This is a genomic window from Maribacter sp. LLG6340-A2, assembly GCF_045057105.1.
Taxonomy (GTDB): Bacteria; Bacteroidota; Bacteroidia; order Flavobacteriales; family Flavobacteriaceae; genus Maribacter.
Genome location: NZ_CP159332.1, coordinates 3,469,307 through 3,485,269, shown reverse-complemented (window position 1 = coordinate 3,485,269; position 15,963 = coordinate 3,469,307). Strand labels below are relative to the sequence as shown.

Annotated in this window: 15 protein-coding genes; 14 read left to right on the top strand and 1 reads right to left on the bottom strand. The window is 31.9% G+C overall.

Annotated features, from left to right (window positions below):
* Positions 1-30 precede the first annotated feature (30 nt).
* From ABVM52_RS14745 to ABVM52_RS14715, 7 genes are all read left to right on the top strand, one after another.
* Entirely contained in the window at positions 31-972 is a 942-nt protein-coding gene (locus ABVM52_RS14745; RefSeq protein ID WP_405381816.1) for a nucleotide-diphospho-sugar transferase, read from the top strand.
* A 227-nt stretch (positions 973-1,199) separates the two neighbouring features.
* Positions 1,200-2,315, top strand: coding sequence for a GDP-mannose 4,6-dehydratase (gene gmd / locus ABVM52_RS14740; protein WP_405381814.1), 1,116 nt, complete (start codon positions 1,200-1,202; stop codon positions 2,313-2,315).
* Positions 2,316-2,320: 5 nt separating this feature from the next.
* Positions 2,321-3,415: a GDP-L-fucose synthase family protein gene (locus ABVM52_RS14735; protein ID WP_405381812.1), complete on the top strand. Its 1,095-nt coding sequence runs from the start codon at positions 2,321-2,323 to the stop codon at positions 3,413-3,415.
* 76 nt (positions 3,416-3,491) lie between these two features.
* A complete protein-coding gene (locus tag ABVM52_RS14730) occupies positions 3,492-4,922 on the top strand; it encodes a lipopolysaccharide biosynthesis protein (RefSeq protein ID WP_405381810.1) in 1,431 nt (476 codons plus the stop codon).
* A gap of 3 nt (positions 4,923-4,925) precedes the next feature.
* Complete coding sequence (locus tag ABVM52_RS14725; RefSeq protein WP_405381808.1) at positions 4,926-5,861, top strand: hypothetical protein; 936 nt, start codon at positions 4,926-4,928, stop codon at positions 5,859-5,861.
* 5 nt (positions 5,862-5,866) lie between these two features.
* Positions 5,867-6,466 (top strand): acyltransferase, encoded by a 600-nt coding sequence (locus tag ABVM52_RS14720; RefSeq protein ID WP_405381806.1) that lies wholly within the window; start codon positions 5,867-5,869, stop codon positions 6,464-6,466.
* A gap of 28 nt (positions 6,467-6,494) precedes the next feature.
* Positions 6,495-7,136, top strand: a complete 642-nt coding sequence (locus ABVM52_RS14715) for a CatB-related O-acetyltransferase (protein ID WP_405381804.1) — start codon at positions 6,495-6,497, stop codon at positions 7,134-7,136.
* 27 nt (positions 7,137-7,163) lie between these two features.
* Here the strand turns inward: ABVM52_RS14715 and ABVM52_RS14710 are convergent, their stop codons facing one another.
* The gene (locus ABVM52_RS14710; protein WP_405381802.1) at positions 7,164-8,156 is read right to left on the bottom strand and encodes a hypothetical protein; all 993 of its coding nucleotides are present in this window, start codon (positions 8,154-8,156) and stop codon (positions 7,164-7,166) included.
* A 106-nt stretch (positions 8,157-8,262) separates the two neighbouring features.
* Between ABVM52_RS14710 and ABVM52_RS14705 the strand changes: the two genes are divergently transcribed.
* From ABVM52_RS14705 to ABVM52_RS14675, 7 genes are all read left to right on the top strand, one after another.
* On the top strand, positions 8,263-9,432 hold the full coding sequence (locus ABVM52_RS14705; RefSeq protein ID WP_405381800.1) for an O-antigen ligase family protein: 1,170 nt from the start codon (positions 8,263-8,265) through the stop codon (positions 9,430-9,432).
* A 5-nt stretch (positions 9,433-9,437) separates the two neighbouring features.
* A complete protein-coding gene (locus ABVM52_RS14700) occupies positions 9,438-10,307 on the top strand; it encodes a glycosyltransferase family 2 protein (RefSeq protein WP_405381798.1) in 870 nt (289 codons plus the stop codon).
* 126 nt (positions 10,308-10,433) lie between these two features.
* The gene (locus tag ABVM52_RS14695) at positions 10,434-11,468 is read left to right on the top strand and encodes a hypothetical protein (protein ID WP_405381795.1); all 1,035 of its coding nucleotides are present in this window, start codon (positions 10,434-10,436) and stop codon (positions 11,466-11,468) included.
* Positions 11,469-11,525: 57 nt separating this feature from the next.
* The gene (locus tag ABVM52_RS14690) at positions 11,526-12,548 is read left to right on the top strand and encodes a hypothetical protein (protein ID WP_405381793.1); all 1,023 of its coding nucleotides are present in this window, start codon (positions 11,526-11,528) and stop codon (positions 12,546-12,548) included.
* Positions 12,549-12,642: 94 nt separating this feature from the next.
* Complete coding sequence (locus tag ABVM52_RS14685) at positions 12,643-13,539, top strand: polysaccharide deacetylase family protein (protein ID WP_405381791.1); 897 nt, start codon at positions 12,643-12,645, stop codon at positions 13,537-13,539.
* 24 nt (positions 13,540-13,563) lie between these two features.
* Positions 13,564-14,733, top strand: coding sequence for a glycosyltransferase family 4 protein (locus tag ABVM52_RS14680; protein ID WP_405381789.1), 1,170 nt, complete (start codon positions 13,564-13,566; stop codon positions 14,731-14,733).
* Between the two features lie 8 nt (positions 14,734-14,741).
* Positions 14,742-15,959, top strand: a complete 1,218-nt coding sequence (locus ABVM52_RS14675) for a glycosyltransferase (protein ID WP_405381787.1) — start codon at positions 14,742-14,744, stop codon at positions 15,957-15,959.
* Positions 15,960-15,963: the final 4 nt, after the last annotated feature.

The following is a 15,963-nucleotide window of genomic DNA, read 5'->3' as shown; positions in this document are numbered from 1 at the left end:
ATATTTAAAAATTAAACCATTTAGATGCTAATGAACAATTTGGATAGTGGTAATTCTTCAATTCTATTGATAGTCTTCAATAGAATTGATAAAGTCAAAAAAGTATTACCAGCAATAAAAGCTTACGCTCCTAAAAAACTATATGTAGCGGCAGATGGCCCAAGACCTACAAACGAGACAGATTCAGTTTTAACTGAAGAAGTACGCAATTATATTCTAAAAGAAGTTGATTGGGATTGTGAAATAATCACCAAATTTTCAGATAAGAATTTAGGTTGTAAGTATGGGCCATTATCCGCTATTAATTGGTTTTTTGAAAATGAAGAACAAGGAATTATCCTTGAAGATGATATACTACCTACACCAAGCTTTTTTAGATTCTGCGATTATTTTTTAAAACATTATCAAAACAAGAATGATGTTTTCAGTATCACCGGAATTAATTTAAATGAAAAACTAGCTGTAAAAAACGAAGATTACTTTTATGCAGGATACTCGTTTACATGGGGCTGGGCCACTTGGAAGAGTAGATGGGAGAAGTACAAAGAAGTTTTAAAGGACTTTAATTCTACTGATCCACTATCGTACATTTCTAGTGGTCATAAATGGGACAAAGCTTCTGTTATAGGACTGCATAATAAAGTAGCCCAAAGTTTAAATGATGAAATTGATGCTTGGGACTTTCCTTGGGCATTTACTCAATTTATAAATAAAGGCTATAGTATTGTACCCAGTAAAAATCTAGTAAAGAACATAGGATTTGATGCTGAAGGAACACATACCCATTCTCCCCCACATTATTTAAACAATAAAGTATCTGAAATCAAGTTTCCATTAAAAGTAAATGAAACAATCATAAACAACACCAAATATGATATGTTCATTTGTAAAGAAATATTTAATTGGAAATCTTTAACGGAAAAAATTACCGACATAAATCATTATAAAAATTATTTAAAAAGCAAATTTTAGTAATTAGCTTACCACCGAATAATTTTTGATTTTGAGCCTTAAAAACAATTACTGTATACACCTATAACCAATATAGTGGTATTATATCCATATTATATTCAAATTACAAAGATGAATATAAGGTATTTTGTAGTTTTGCAAAATTTAATCAGGTTTATGACGTTAAAGAACATATTAGCTCAAAAAAGCATTTAAAATAAAATACAAATACAAACCAATTTCTATTTATGAAAAAAGTCGCACTAATCACAGGAGTTACCGGACAAGATGGCGCATATTTAAGTGAGTTTCTTTTAAAGAAAGGTTACGAAGTTCATGGTCTAAAAAGACGTTCTTCTTTATTCAATACTGACCGTATAGATCATTTATATCAAGACCCACATGAAACAGAAAGAAATTTTGTGCTTCATTATGGAGATATGACGGATAGTACCAACCTAATTAGACTTATTCAAGAAATACAGCCAGATGAGATTTATAATTTGGCAGCTATGAGCCACGTTGCAGTTTCTTTTGAAACGCCTGAATATACTGGTAATGCAGATGGTCTTGGAACCTTAAGAATTTTAGATGCCGTAAGATTATTAGGATTAACTGAGAAGACGCGCATATACCAAGCATCAACTTCTGAGTTGTATGGAAAAGTGCAAGAAGTACCTCAAAGTGAAACTACACCTTTTTACCCACGTAGTCCGTACGCTGTAGCAAAAATGTACGCTTATTGGATCACTGTGAATTATCGTGAAGCATATGGAATGTATGCATGTAATGGTATTTTATTCAACCATGAGTCACCAATTAGAGGAGAAACTTTCGTTACACGTAAAATTACACGCGCAACTTCAAGAATAGCTTTGGGACTTCAAGACAAAATGTATCTAGGTAATTTAGATGCTCAAAGAGATTGGGGCCATGCAAAGGATTATGTAAGAATGATGTGGATGATTTTGCAAGCCGAAGAAGCAGAGGATTGGGTAATAGCTACAGGAAAAACTACACCGGTGAGGGATTTTGTTAGAATGTGCTTTAATGAAGTTGGTATAGAATTAGAATTTAAAGGAACTGGTGTTGATGAAAAAGCTTATGTTGCTAAATGTAGCAACCCAGATTATCAATTGGAAATTGGCAAGGAAGTTTTGGCCGTAGACCCTAAATATTTTAGACCTACAGAAGTAGACTTATTAATAGGTGATCCTAGCAAAGCAAACAATAAGTTAGGTTGGAAACCAGAATACGACTTAGTAGACCTTGTCAAGGATATGATGCAAAGTGATGTAAAATTGATGCAAAAAGATCAATATTTAAAAGATGGCGGATACCGTATCCTAAATTACTTCGAATAAAAAGAATGGAGAAAAATTCAAAAATTTATGTAGCAGGTCATCGAGGTTTGGTAGGTAGTGCTTTGGTTCTTAAACTAAAGGAAAGAGGTTACACCAACTTAATTTTTCGTACACATGCAGAACTTGATTTAACGAATACAGAAGCTGTAGCTGGTTTTTTCGCTGAGGAAAAACCAGACTACGTTTTTCTTGCCGCCGCGAAAGTGGGCGGCATTGTTGCAAATAACACCTATAGGGCAGATTTTATTTATGCAAATTTGATGATACAAAATAACGTTGTACATCAAAGCTACCTTAATAATGTTAAGAAATTAATGTTTTTAGGAAGTACATGTATATATCCAAAATCATGTCCTCAACCTATGGACGAATCATATTTGCTAACAGATGTTTTGGAATATACAAACGAGCCATATGCAGTAGCTAAAATTGCAGGAATCAAGTTATGTGAAAGCTATAATCTACAATATGGCACCAATTACATATCTGTTATGCCTACCAATTTATATGGTCCAAATGATAATTTTGATTTGGAAAAATCACATGTATTACCTGCCTTGATAAGAAAAATTCACTTGGGAAAGGCTTTTGAACAAAATGATTGGCATACTATAGACCAAGATTTGGATTACCTACCAATTGAAGGGATCAATTCTAAAAATAATATCGAGGACAAAATATCCAAACTTAACAAATACGGTATTTCTAAAAACGATACCGGTAAAGTAACTGTAGAAATTTGGGGTAGCGGTAAGCCTATGCGAGAATTTTTATGGTCAGAAGATATGGCAGATGCCTGCGTATTTCTAATGGAGAATAGAAACTTCAAAGATACCTTTGAGGCCGGAACCGCTGAAATTAGAAATACCCATATTAATATTGGTACAGGAAAGGATATCAGTATTTCAGAATTGGCATATACCATAAAATCAAAAATAGGTTTTGAAGGTGAATTTTATTTTAACACCAATAAACCAGATGGAACATTAAAAAAACTAACCAGTGTTAAAAAATTAAATGCTTTAGGCTGGAAACATAAAATTGAATTGGAAGAAGGTATACTTAATCTTTACAATTGGTATTTAAGTAAAAATAGTTAAATAATTACTGTCTATTTTTTGACGATTATAAAAATTTATAATTGTTTTACCCTTTCATACTATTTAAATTTTTATAATGACCAAATCAAAATCAGCTGCATTTATATGGAATAGCATTGAAAAATTTGGGAATGAGGGTGTACAGTTTTGTATTGGCATAATTCTAGCAAGAATTTTAAGCCCAAGTGATTATGGTATTGTAGGTATTTTATTGGTCTTTACTGCCGTTGCCCAGATATTAATTGATTCTGGTTTTACTAAAGCACTTATTCAAAAGAATGATAAATCCAAGGATGATATAAGCACCGTATTTACCTTTAATTTGGTAATAGCGTCAACTATATATATAATTCTATGGTTCTGTGCTCCCTTTATTAGTTCATTTTATGGAGAACCTAGTTTAGTTCCCCTTCTACGGGTACTTGCTCTAGTATTAATCTCCAATTCATTATTTGCAATTCCTAATACACTACTAAGTATAGACTTAGATTTTAAGACTATTGCAAAAATAAATTCAAGTGCAATAATTTTAAGTGGACTGTTCGCTATTTTTCTTGCATATAATGGTTTTGGTGTTTGGTCTTTAGTTTTCCAATATCTTTCAAGGTCAATATTAATGCTGATATTTTTTACGATAAGCAACACGTATAAATATCAGATATATTTCTCAAAAGCATCATTTAAAAATCTGTTTAGGTTTGGATCAAATCTTATGGTTTCCAATTTATTAAATGTTGTTGTTGGTAAATTCTCATCACTTTTCATAGCTAAAGTCGTTAGTACAGCTGATTTAGGCTTTTATACACGTGGCATGCAGTTTCCTGATGTGGCTATAGGTACACTTGGTTCTGTTTTAGATAACGTGCTCCTACCCTCTTTGGCCAAAAACAAGGACAACGAGAGTTTAAAGTATGAATTTGAAAGGGTAATGAAACTGTTACATTTAATTACCCTGCCAATTACAGTTATACTTGCTGTTTTAGCAGAACCTATTGTACTTCTCCTATTAACAGATAAATGGATTGCAGTAGTTCCAATTTTACAACTTTTCTGTATTTCTAGATACTTTAATAATTTGATAAGTGTCAATATTAATATTTTATATGTTTTGAATAAGACGAACCTGGTGCTAAGGCAACATTATATTAAAATAATTATACGAGTTGTATTAATTGTTGCAGCCTTACCTTTTGGCATTATTTATATTGCAGCGGCAGAAGCAGTTACTTCCATAATTCACTTTATTATCAATGCTTATTATCCAGGTAAATTTTTAGGATATGGAATCAAAAAACAACTATCGGGCCTTTATATCTATTTAATTGTCTCTATTACAATTTTCTTGTCCTTGACATATATAAATTCCAATATAAATTCGTTATATTTTAAAATCATAATTGCTACGATAGTAGGAATATTATCATTTTATTCCTTAGCCTACTTGACCAATAGAAACGATTTTAATTATTTAAAAAACTTTATCAAAAACAGATTGGGCAAAAAATAACGAATGGAAATTATATTGAAAATATTAAGAAAACTATATTCCTATCTTGTTAATAATACACAAGACTTGGAGTTTGATTTCAAGGAACAAAAGGCTTCAGATCAAATTAATAGTTTATTATCCGGCAACAAACCCTTTTTAGTGGCAAGAATAGGTGCGGTAGAGTTCGAGTGTATTTCTGCATTTTTAAATACTAGTAAAGGAGTAAACAAATATGTTGATTATGTAAAGGGAAAAACTAACAATCTTGAAATTAATAGTAATGTAATTCAGCAAGCACACGTAAATGCGGGCATATTTCCTGCAGATAAAGGAATTGTGGAAAATTTTGCCAAACAAGCACTTACGGATATCAAACAAATAGATATTTTAGGGATTTGGCTTAAAGAAAAATACTTACTTAGAGAAGAAATTAAAAACTTTATAAAAATCCCTCTAAAGGACATTGAACCTTATTATCATCTTAATCCATGGAGCAAGGCATTAAGAGGAAAAAAGGTATTGGTAATTCATCCATTTGAAGAAAGTATAGTTAATCAATATGCAAAGAGACAAATGTTATTTGAAAATCAAAATGTGTTACCTGATTTTGAATTAAAAACCATTAAAGCTGTCCAGACTATTGCGGGGCAATCTAGCGATTTCAATTCTTGGTTTGAGGCGTTAGAATATATGAAAGGGCAAATGGACCAAATTGACTATGATGTAGCTATTATTGGTTGTGGAGCATATGGACTATCACTTGGAGCACACGCGAAAAGATCGGGTAAACAAGCTATTCATATGGGCGGTGCAACACAAATTTTATTTGGCATTAAAGGATCGCGTTGGGATAATCATCCAGAAATTTCAGAACTATATAACGAACATTGGAGTCGTCCTTTATCAAGTGAAACACCCGCTAAAAAAGATGCTGTTGAAGAAGGTTGTTATTGGTAATTAATATGAACTTTATTTTAAATATTTACTGGAAAATTTACGCATTTAAAAATCTTATTATTAATAAGATAACTTTTAAACGCAAGGATATAATTTATACGGATTTCCCAAAAATATCCGGTATAATTTTGATTACCGGCCAAGGTACATTAGAATTAGGAACCCAAGTTAAATTTAATTCTTCAAGAAGATCCAACCCTATTGGTGGAGATTCTAAAATGATTATTGATTTAGGTGTTTCCGGAAGGTTGAAAATTGGTAATTATACAGGAATGTCAAATGCAACAATAATTGCCCATGACAATGTAACTATTGGAGAAAACGTTAAAATTGGTGGTAGTGTTAAAATATACGATACAGATTTTCATTCTTTACAGCCCAGCTTAAGAAAAAAATCAGAAACAGATATTCCCAACACAAAGGCAATTCATATTAAAAATAATACCTTTATTGGTGCACATAGCATTATACTTAAAGGGATAACTATTGGCGAGAACTCTATTATTGGAGCAGGTTCAGTCGTAACAAAGTCGGTACCGGACAATGAGATATGGGGTGGAAACCCTGCAAAATTTATAAAGAAAATTGAATTACTACGTACATAGATTAGGGGCTTTTTTATACCAATTTTGGATGAAAAAATCATTATCCAAAAAAAAGAATATTTACTTTGGTATAAATTGCGAATTTTCAAAAAATTCTATTTTTGAAGGCCACAACTTGTTATCTACCAGAGCTGCACTTATTAACAGTAAACTTGGGTTTGCATCTTATTTAGGAAGGGATACCATAATCATGAATGCAAAAATTGGAAAATTTTCTTCAATAGGGCCAGATGTAAAATGTGTATTTGGAAATCATCCTACACATACTTTTGTAAGTACCCATCCCTCTTTTTTTTCAACAAGAAAGCAAGTTGGTTTTAGTTTTACCCAAAAACAATTGTTTCCAGAGTTCCCAACTCCAACTAAAGGAAATGAACCTTACACAATAATAATTGGAAACGATGTTTGGATCGGGGCTAACGTAACGCTTTTGGACGGGGTCACAATTGGTGATGGTGCTATTATTGCCACCGGAGCAACTGTGACTAAAAATGTTCCACCTTACGCCATTGTAGGGGGTGTACCTGCTAAGGTCATTAAATACAGGTTTCCCGAGCCACAAATTAAATATTTGCTAGATTTTAAATGGTGGAATAAGGATTTTGAATGGATAAAAGAAAACGCACACCTTTTTACCGATGTAGATACCTTTATTAAAAAGTTAAATTAAAATCCTCTTGGTAGTACAGCGTCATAACTATACGATAATTTCTTTTTTACCCCCAATATCAGCAGCTGTTTGACTAAATGAACTTTGATGCGAGCCGTAAATTTTATTTGTTTTCGACAAACAAAATAAATCCACCACAGCATCTTGTATGGCCAATGAATTATTTCTGTCATATGAATTTACATCATTGGTAATTATTTTATTAGGATAAGCTTTTATAAAATCATCTTTAAATACAGGGTCATCTGTAGAAAGGTAAAATTTTACCTCAGCATTATTCTTTATTTCGGCATCCACAACTTTTTTAAACTTATCATTGGAACTAAGAGCTTTAGAGGCTACATGGTCAGTTCTACGAACATGTAGGCCTACCATTGTCTTGCTAAAATTAGCAGAGATACTCTTAATTTTTTGACTTATACTTTTAGTTGGTTTTAAATAATCATAATTAGAATTCAATTGGGCAACACGATAACAACAATTAATATATAAATTATCGTTTATATTAACTGCGTCTTTTATGATTGGCGTTATTTTATCTATAAAGTTTTGGTCCAAGACCCTAATATTCGTTTCCAAAGTTGAGTTTTGAAGGTATAATTTATCTAAGTTTTCATTACGAATAATGGCGTCAAAACTCAAGCTATTAATCTCAGCTAAAATTTCCTTGTGTTTTATTGATAAGTTTTGACCGGCAACTAATTTTTTGATATAATTCTTTACAGAGTTACTAGTTTTGTTTAAATTAATAGCAAACTCTCCACTACTGGACTTTCCAATTTTAACTAAATTTTTCTCAGGAAATCCATCAGGGCAATTAACAATAGTCACATTAATATTCTTAAAAGATATTGGGCCAAAAAGACTATCAAACGATGAGTTGAGAGTTACATCCGTTGTCCATAAAACTTCCAAATCAAAATTATAATCTTTACATATCTCAATAAATGAATCTAACGCCCTAAGACGGTTGCAAAGTCCACCTACAGGCCTAAGAATTATCTTCTTTTTGATTTCCATTCGTTTTATTTTAAAATACCTAACTAAAAAAAAATCGTAATATTGTAAGCGTAAATATAAACTTCCCCTATAAATCTATTAAGTATATATGCATTTAATTAAAAAGATGGGTTTAGCCCCATTTATTCTACTTAGTGGTTACATGATAGACCCAATGCATTATGGTTTTATATTTGGGTATTTGCTTTTGATTTATCTAATTTCTTTAGGAAAAGATATATTTCAATTAACCGATAAATCTAGCGTGGTTTTAATAATGTTTTCGTTGATTTATGCCATATTTTATGCTTTTGACCCAACTAGTGGTGTACAATATATTGGTATATACGCCCTATTCCCATTTGCTTTTTATCTTTTAGGAAAGCATATTTCATCAAAATTCAAAGATAGTAATGAGCTTAGTAATCTTTTTTTGATAGTTGCCGTTATTTATTCCAGCATTGCACTAATATCAGTATTATCAAATATTATAAACTATGGTTTTATTGCTTTGGACAGAGATGTACCTTCCATTTGGGGAAACACACAAAATGCAACAGGTACCGCAGTTTATTTATTTGCCAACATGTGTATACCTGCAATATTATTATTTTCCTTTAAAACAAGAAAAAAAGTATACAACATTGTACTTATAGCCATTTATATAGCCTCTATAGCATGTGTATTGAGGTTAGGAAGTAGAACCCAGATTATAATTAGTTTACTTACCCTGATCGCAAGTATTCTATTTTTATTTACATCGGTTTCCGTAAAAAACAAAATATTGATAGTTGTTAGTGTTCTGGTACTTATAAATTTAGCTATTTCATATTTAAATTTAGATTTCAACTCTGACCTTTTAAGTGCATATGCTGGCAGAATGGAAAGTAAGGAGTATGGAGCTGCAACAGCCGGAGGACGTACTCAAAGATGGGCACTATCCATTGAATATTTATTTAAGGAACCTTTAGGGTGGAGTGTAAAAGAGTTTGGATTATCTCATAATCTATGGTTAGATGTGGCCAGAACCGGAACAGTCATTTCATTTATACTACTTATTATATATACAATAATATCCCTCAAAAACACATTTAGTCTACTACAGAATAAATTGGAAAATTTAGCGTTTAAAAATCAAGTTTTAGTTTACACCATGGGTTTTATGCTGCAATTTTTCGTAGAACCAATTATGGAGGGTTCTTTAGAATTATTTACATTTTTCTGTATGTTTCAGGGAGCTATAAATGGTAGAATCAAAACTTTGGAATCTATTACAACAGATGATCACACTATTTGATTTTTATGCAAAATATAGCAGTACTACTTACTTGTTTTAACAGGAAGGAAAAAACTCTGAAATCCTTAGAAGCCCTTTTTGTAGCACATAAAGGTTTTGAACAAGAAATTTCCCTAAGTATATATTTAACTGATGATGGTTCCACTGATGGAACTGCCGAGAGTGTTAAAAGTAATTACCCAAATGCTACTATTTTAATAGGTAACGGCCAATTGTATTGGGCAGGCGGAATGAGAAATTCTTGGAACGAAGCATTAAAAAAAGATTATGATACATTTTTACTTCTTAACGATGATACAATAGTTAACAAAAATTTATTCGGCAACTTATTGAATACACATCAAGAGGTAATTAAAAAATACGGTATAGGAGGTATTTACTTAGGATCAACCAAAGACCCAAATACGGGCAAACTTACTTATGGTGGCGCTAAATTGTTGAATAAATTCATGTTAAAGTATCAACATCTTGTACCAAGCGGTCATATTCAAGAATGTGAATTGGGCAATGCCAACATTATGTTTGTTGCAAAGAATGTGGTCAAGAAAATTGGGATTTTATCTACGGATTATGTTCACGGTGTAGCAGACTACGATTATACGTTAAGGGCCATTAAGGAAAAACTTCCAGTAGTAATAATGCCTGATTATTGTGGAGTTTGTGAAAATGAACATGTTTACCTATATGAAGGTTTTTCGAAAATGTCATTTAAAAATCGACTAAAACACCTAAACAACCCTACGGGAATAGACTCTAAGTCAAATTTAAATTTAATGAAAAATCATTTTCCTATACGAGTTCCCTTCTTTGTTACCTCAAGTCTTATAAAGTTAGTTTTTCCTGCATTGTACACCAAGTTTCATAAAAGCAGATAATAGAATCTTAAAAGAATTGAAAAAATTAAATATCTCTGAATTATTGAGATTATCAGAAAAAAGTGATGCATTGCTCTATTAAAACAAAATTGCATTTCACACGTTAAATCTTGAAACTAATCTATTTTGAAAAATAAAATAATTTCCACTTGGGTATATTTGGATAGTGAGGAAGAAAAATCCAAATATCCAAACAACAGTGTAAAAGCAGCGAGCAACTCACCAGAATTTCAAGCCATTTATTGGCGATGCGTGATTGTATTCTTCAAAACATCTTTGTTATTCCACAAAGAGCACAAACATATTTTGTTCACGAATGCTGCCAATTTACCTTTGGTGAACGGCTTTAACATTGAAGCCTTTTTTCAGGAAAATAACATAGAGGTAGTCACCGTCAAAAATAAATACCCTCTTCCAAATGGTTACTTCAATACCTTTAGAAACCAATTTTTTGAATTTTCTATAATCGAAAAGTTATCTAAAAGTATTGGAGATACAGATAGTTTTTTAATGTTGGATTCTGACTGTATTTTTCGTGAATCCTGTGATTTCTTATTTGAAAAATTAGATAAGAATGGCATGGCGCTAACGTATGTTGTTAATAGGGATATAAAATATAGTATAAATGGTCTAAATGGATATCAATTAAAAGAACTCTTCAATGAATTTGGAATTTCCAGGAATGAACCACCCTATTATTCTGGCGGTGAGGTATTATTGTGCAGTGGTACATTTGTAAAAAAAGTAGCTCAAGATTTCCCTGCGTTGTTTCAACAATTAATTGCAAGGTTTAAAAATGATGAACTAAGGTTTAATGAAGAAGCTCATGTATTATCATACTTTTATTATAAATACAAAGCAGAAATAGGAGGTCTTGATGAACACATAAAGCGTATGTGGACTAACCACAATTATTATAGAAATATAGACCCACAAGATGTCCACAGAACAATCTGGCACTTACCTAATGAAAAAGGCTTGGGTTTTGAAAGTATGTTCAATGCAATTGTGAATAAAGAATTTGAATTTAAAAATCATGCAGATTATGTTTCCTATGCTGAAAATATGATGTTGAATCCTAAAAATCATAAAACGGATTATATTAAAAAAATTAAGCAAGGCCTTTTAAAGATTGCCATTAAATTAGGGGTAAAAAAATGATTGATCGGTAAATTACCAAACCTAACTTTTACTAAAAGCCACAACTCATTGTACAAAATGAAAATTATACAACAGATTAATAAAGAAATCATTCATTTTGCAGAAAAGGATACTATTATCTCTTCTAGATATAGGACAATATTTATAAAAAAAAATACAGGGGAATTAAGTTTTAAACTTCCTGAAAAAAATATTATAAAAAGAATTTTTGGTTTGTTCAGAATTACACGAAGATTGTTAAGGCTGGATAAATGTAATGTCTTTTATCATCAGAATAATTTAGTCCTTATTAGACAAGGTGTTGTTTATCATTATAATAGCAGCACCAAAGTTTTAAAGGAAACCCTTAAATTAAGAAATTGTAGAAACGTTATGCACCAATCTATAAATAGTACTCCGGAAGGATATATCTATTTTGGCGAATATGGTGCCAATAATGAAAGAACAACAGTACCTGTTTACCGTAGTATAGATGGAGGGCTTTCGTGGGAAGAGATTTATACCTTTCCCAAAAAAAGTATAAAACATGTACATGGTTGCTATTATGATGAATATACCGACAAAATTTGGGTTTGCACAGGAGATTTTAAGGATGAAAGTTGGCTACTAGTAGCCAATAAAGATTTTACAGAAATTAAAAAGATAGGTGACGGGCAACAGAAATACAGAACATGTAGCATTATATTTACCAAAGAAAAAGTTCATTGGTTAATGGATAGCCCCTTAGAGCCCTCACATCACATTATTTTTGATAGAAAAACCGAAGCCATTGAAGTTGGTCAAAAATTAATGGGCCCCGCTTGGTATACCAAAAAAATAGATGAAACTACCTATTTAGCCACTACAACAAGAGAAATAGGTCCTGGTGTTTTAGATAATAATGCGCATTTATACCTTACTAAAGATTTAAAAAACTGGGTGTCCGTCAAGCAATTTGAGAAAGACGGTTGGACCATGAAATATTTTAAATTTGGAATCATTGGCTTTGCCGACGGACAACAATCTTTAGATGCCGTTCATATCTTTTTAGAGGCAGTAAAAAAATATGATGGTAAGTCTTTGCTGTGCGATTTAAGTTAAGCTACATTTCTGCGGCAATAACACGTACCACTTATTCCATAAATATTCATACTATTAACCAGGATCAGCCGTTTAGTATATAATTACAATCAAAATGCACTACATAACCAAACTAGAAGAATTACAAAAATATTGGGCACAGTCCAAAAAAGCTCAATTTAGAAGCTTGGCCCGTAATGTTGCATTAGACCTCATTTCTTTTAAAGAGCGAAATGTGGATTTTGAAGAGGTTTTTAAAACCCCTAGAGTACATTTTTTGTACATACATCATATTTTTGAGGATGAGGAAACCAATTTTGACCAACTAGTAAATTTACTTTCAAAACAGCACACTTTTTTATCGCATACAGATGCAATTAACAAGGTATTGTCTGGAAATATTGATAAGCCATATATATCCTTTAGTTCAGATGATGGTCTTAAGAGTAATTTAAAAGCAGCGGAAATTCTCAATAAGTATGGTGCTAAAGCATGTTTTTTTGTAAATCCAAATTCCATTGGTATTGATACGGTAAGCAAGGCAGCTGAATTTTGTAAGACAAGGTTGGACATGCCGCCAGTTGAATTTTTAAGTTGGAAAGATTTGGATACCCTATTAAAACAAGGTCATGAAATTGGAGCTCATACCATGAACCATGAAGATGTTGCTAAATTGACTTTAAACGAATTTGAGGATAATCTAAACCAATGCAAAACAGTCTTGACCGCTTCTTGTGGAGACATACCTCATTTTGCATATACCTATGGCGGATTTTCCAATTTTACCAAAGCAGCTTATGATATGGTATTTAAAACAGGATATCATTCTTGTTCATCTGGGGTAAGAGGAGCCCATATTAGTGATGGGAGCGTTATTAAAGAAAATGAATTTATTCCGCGAAGAGATCATATAATTGGAGGGTGGAAATTAAACCATATCAAACATTTTATGAAAAAAAGTATTGATGAAGCCAATGTTGAAAATAACTTCCTTCCAGCAGTTTGGAAATAAAAAGAAAATTATAGTTCCTAAAACATGAAGTCTAAACCAACCATACACTTTATAAATAACATAGCTCCACATTATATGGAGCCAATGATATTTCAATTATTAAAAAGTGAAGAGTTCAACTTGTACTTTTCTTGTGGGGAAAATCAAAATCTTGGTATTAAAACAGTAGATTTCAATACTAAAAAATACGAATCCTTTAAAAACAAGATTGATGTTGAAATAAGAAACGTTTGGGTTAAAAGCAAATACCTGGTTTGGCAAAAAGGTGTTATTTATAAATGCCTTTCAAAGAAGAAACCTGATTTAATAATTCTTTTAGGGGAATTTTTAATAATCTCTAATTGGATTAGCGCAATCTTATGTAGATTAAGAGGAATACCGGTAGCTTTTAGAGGACACGGCCTATATGGAAATGAAGGTTCCATTAAACGCATAATAAGAGTTTTATTTTATAAACTTGCCAATGCCCAATTGGTTTATGAAAGAAGATCAAAAGGTTTATTGGTTAAAAATGGTATCAATCCTAATAGTATTCATGTCCTATTTAATTCACTAACTTATGATTATCATAAAAGTCAGAGGGAGAAATTGAAAAATTTATCCAAAGAAGAAGTATTTCCTTTTTTTACTTCTACCAAAATTCCCACTTTAGTATTTACCGGTAGACTTACAAAAATTAAAAGATTGGATACTTTGTTGACTACCGTTCAAAGATTACAGGAAGAAATAGAATTAAACCTTTTAATAATAGGTGACGGTACACAACGAAAGAATCTGGAAAGTATCGCCAAAAGTATACTTAAAGATGGAACATATCATTTTTATGGTAGCTGCTATGACGAACATATTATGGGTAGGTTACTGAGTAAATCTGACCTTTGTGTTTCACCTGGCAATGTTGGGCTAACAGCTATTCACTCACTAAGTTACGGAACCCCGGTTTGCACTCATATGAATTATGCAAATCAAATGCCAGAAGCAGAAGCTATAGAAGATGGCATAAACGGATGCTTATTTGAAGAAAATAATCTTGACGATCTATATTATAAAATTAATTCTTGGTTAACCAAACACCCTATTAAAACAGATGAAATTGTAATTAACTGCTACAAGATTATTGATGAGTATTACAACCCATACTTTCAGGAAAAGGTATTTTTGAACTTAGCCCAGAAAAAAGCACCAATTGTTTAATTATTTTAATGAAAAAAATTCTACAGATAAATACAACTGTTGGTTATGCCTCTCCTGGTAAAATTGCCAATGATATTGGGGATTTAATACTTGCATCTGGCAATGAAAGCTATATAGCCTATGGCAGGCAACCAGAAAGTAAGAGTAATTCATCTGTCATAAGAATTGGTGATAATTTAGATATATACACCCATGTACTTTCCACACGTTTATTTGACGACCATTGTTTTTCATCAAAAAAAGCTACTAAAAAATTAGTATCAAAAATCAAGGAAATAAAACCAGATCTAATACAAATACATAACCTACACGGGTATTACATTAATATAGAGGTTCTTTTTGGTTATTTAAAAAATGTTGACATTCCAGTCGTATGGACTTTCCATGACGCCTGGGCAATAACCGGCCATTGTACACATTTTGAACATGTAGGTTGTAACAAATGGCTAACGGAATGCCATACTTGTCCCCAGACCAACAACTACCCTAACTCTATTCTATTAGATCGATCAAGACAGAACTTTAGGGATAAAAAAAGATTGTTCAATTATCCAAATAACTTGACCATAGTTACTCCCTCTACTTGGTTGGCCAACTTGGTTAGACAATCATTTCTTAAAAACCATGAGGTTAAAGTAATACCAAATGGGGTATCCCAAGAAATTTTTAAACCTAGAAACAACCCCCAATTGCAAAAAACACTGAATTTAAAAAATAAATTCGTGGTTTTAGGAGTTTGTAGTGTGTGGGACAAAGGCAAAGGATTTTATGATTTTATAGCTTTGGCAGAAATGCTTTCCAGTGATTATGCCATAGTAATGGTCGGGGTAACAAAAAAACAGGTAGAAATGTTGCCCAGTAATATTATTGCCATACCTAGAACAAGTAATGCAGAGGAACTGGCAGAACTTTATACATTGGCAGATGTATATGTCAATTTAACGTATGCAGATACCTTCCCCACCACAAATTTGGAAGCCTTGTCCTGTGGCACTCCTATTATAACATATAAAACAGGAGGAAGTATAGAATCTGTAACGGAGCATACCGGTTTGGTAATAGAACAAGGTAATCTTGATCAAGCCGTAAACGCTATAGGTAAGATAAAGAATTTGGGTAAAATACATTATAAGGAGCATTGTTTAACAATGGCTTCAGATAAATTTAATAAACAAAAACAATATTTAGAATATATTAAACTATACCAACCCTTAATGGGCAATTAAAAAT

What these genes read in the sequence shown, in the direction of transcription:
- ABVM52_RS14715 (WP_405381804.1), top strand. Translation starts at nt 6,495, where the DNA reads ATGAAAAAATCATTATCCAAAAAAAAGAATATTTACTTTGGTATAAAT.
- ABVM52_RS14680 (WP_405381789.1), top strand. Translation starts at nt 13,564, where the DNA reads ATGAAGTCTAAACCAACCATACACTTTATAAATAACATAGCTCCACAT.
- ABVM52_RS14725 (WP_405381808.1), top strand. Translation starts at nt 4,926, where the DNA reads ATGGAAATTATATTGAAAATATTAAGAAAACTATATTCCTATCTTGTT.
- ABVM52_RS14690 (WP_405381793.1), top strand. Translation starts at nt 11,526, where the DNA reads ATGAAAATTATACAACAGATTAATAAAGAAATCATTCATTTTGCAGAA.
- ABVM52_RS14685 (WP_405381791.1), top strand. Translation starts at nt 12,643, where the DNA reads ATGCACTACATAACCAAACTAGAAGAATTACAAAAATATTGGGCACAG.
- ABVM52_RS14720 (WP_405381806.1), top strand. Translation starts at nt 5,867, where the DNA reads ATGAACTTTATTTTAAATATTTACTGGAAAATTTACGCATTTAAAAAT.
- ABVM52_RS14675 (WP_405381787.1), top strand. Translation starts at nt 14,742, where the DNA reads ATGAAAAAAATTCTACAGATAAATACAACTGTTGGTTATGCCTCTCCT.
- ABVM52_RS14700 (WP_405381798.1), top strand. Translation starts at nt 9,438, where the DNA reads ATGCAAAATATAGCAGTACTACTTACTTGTTTTAACAGGAAGGAAAAA.
- ABVM52_RS14745 (WP_405381816.1), top strand. Translation starts at nt 31, where the DNA reads ATGAACAATTTGGATAGTGGTAATTCTTCAATTCTATTGATAGTCTTC.
- ABVM52_RS14705 (WP_405381800.1), top strand. Translation starts at nt 8,263, where the DNA reads ATGGGTTTAGCCCCATTTATTCTACTTAGTGGTTACATGATAGACCCA.
- ABVM52_RS14710 (WP_405381802.1), bottom strand. Translation starts at nt 8,156, where the DNA reads ATGGAAATCAAAAAGAAGATAATTCTTAGGCCTGTAGGTGGACTTTGC.
- ABVM52_RS14735 (WP_405381812.1), top strand. Translation starts at nt 2,321, where the DNA reads ATGGAGAAAAATTCAAAAATTTATGTAGCAGGTCATCGAGGTTTGGTA.
- gmd (WP_405381814.1), top strand. Translation starts at nt 1,200, where the DNA reads ATGAAAAAAGTCGCACTAATCACAGGAGTTACCGGACAAGATGGCGCA.
- ABVM52_RS14730 (WP_405381810.1), top strand. Translation starts at nt 3,492, where the DNA reads ATGACCAAATCAAAATCAGCTGCATTTATATGGAATAGCATTGAAAAA.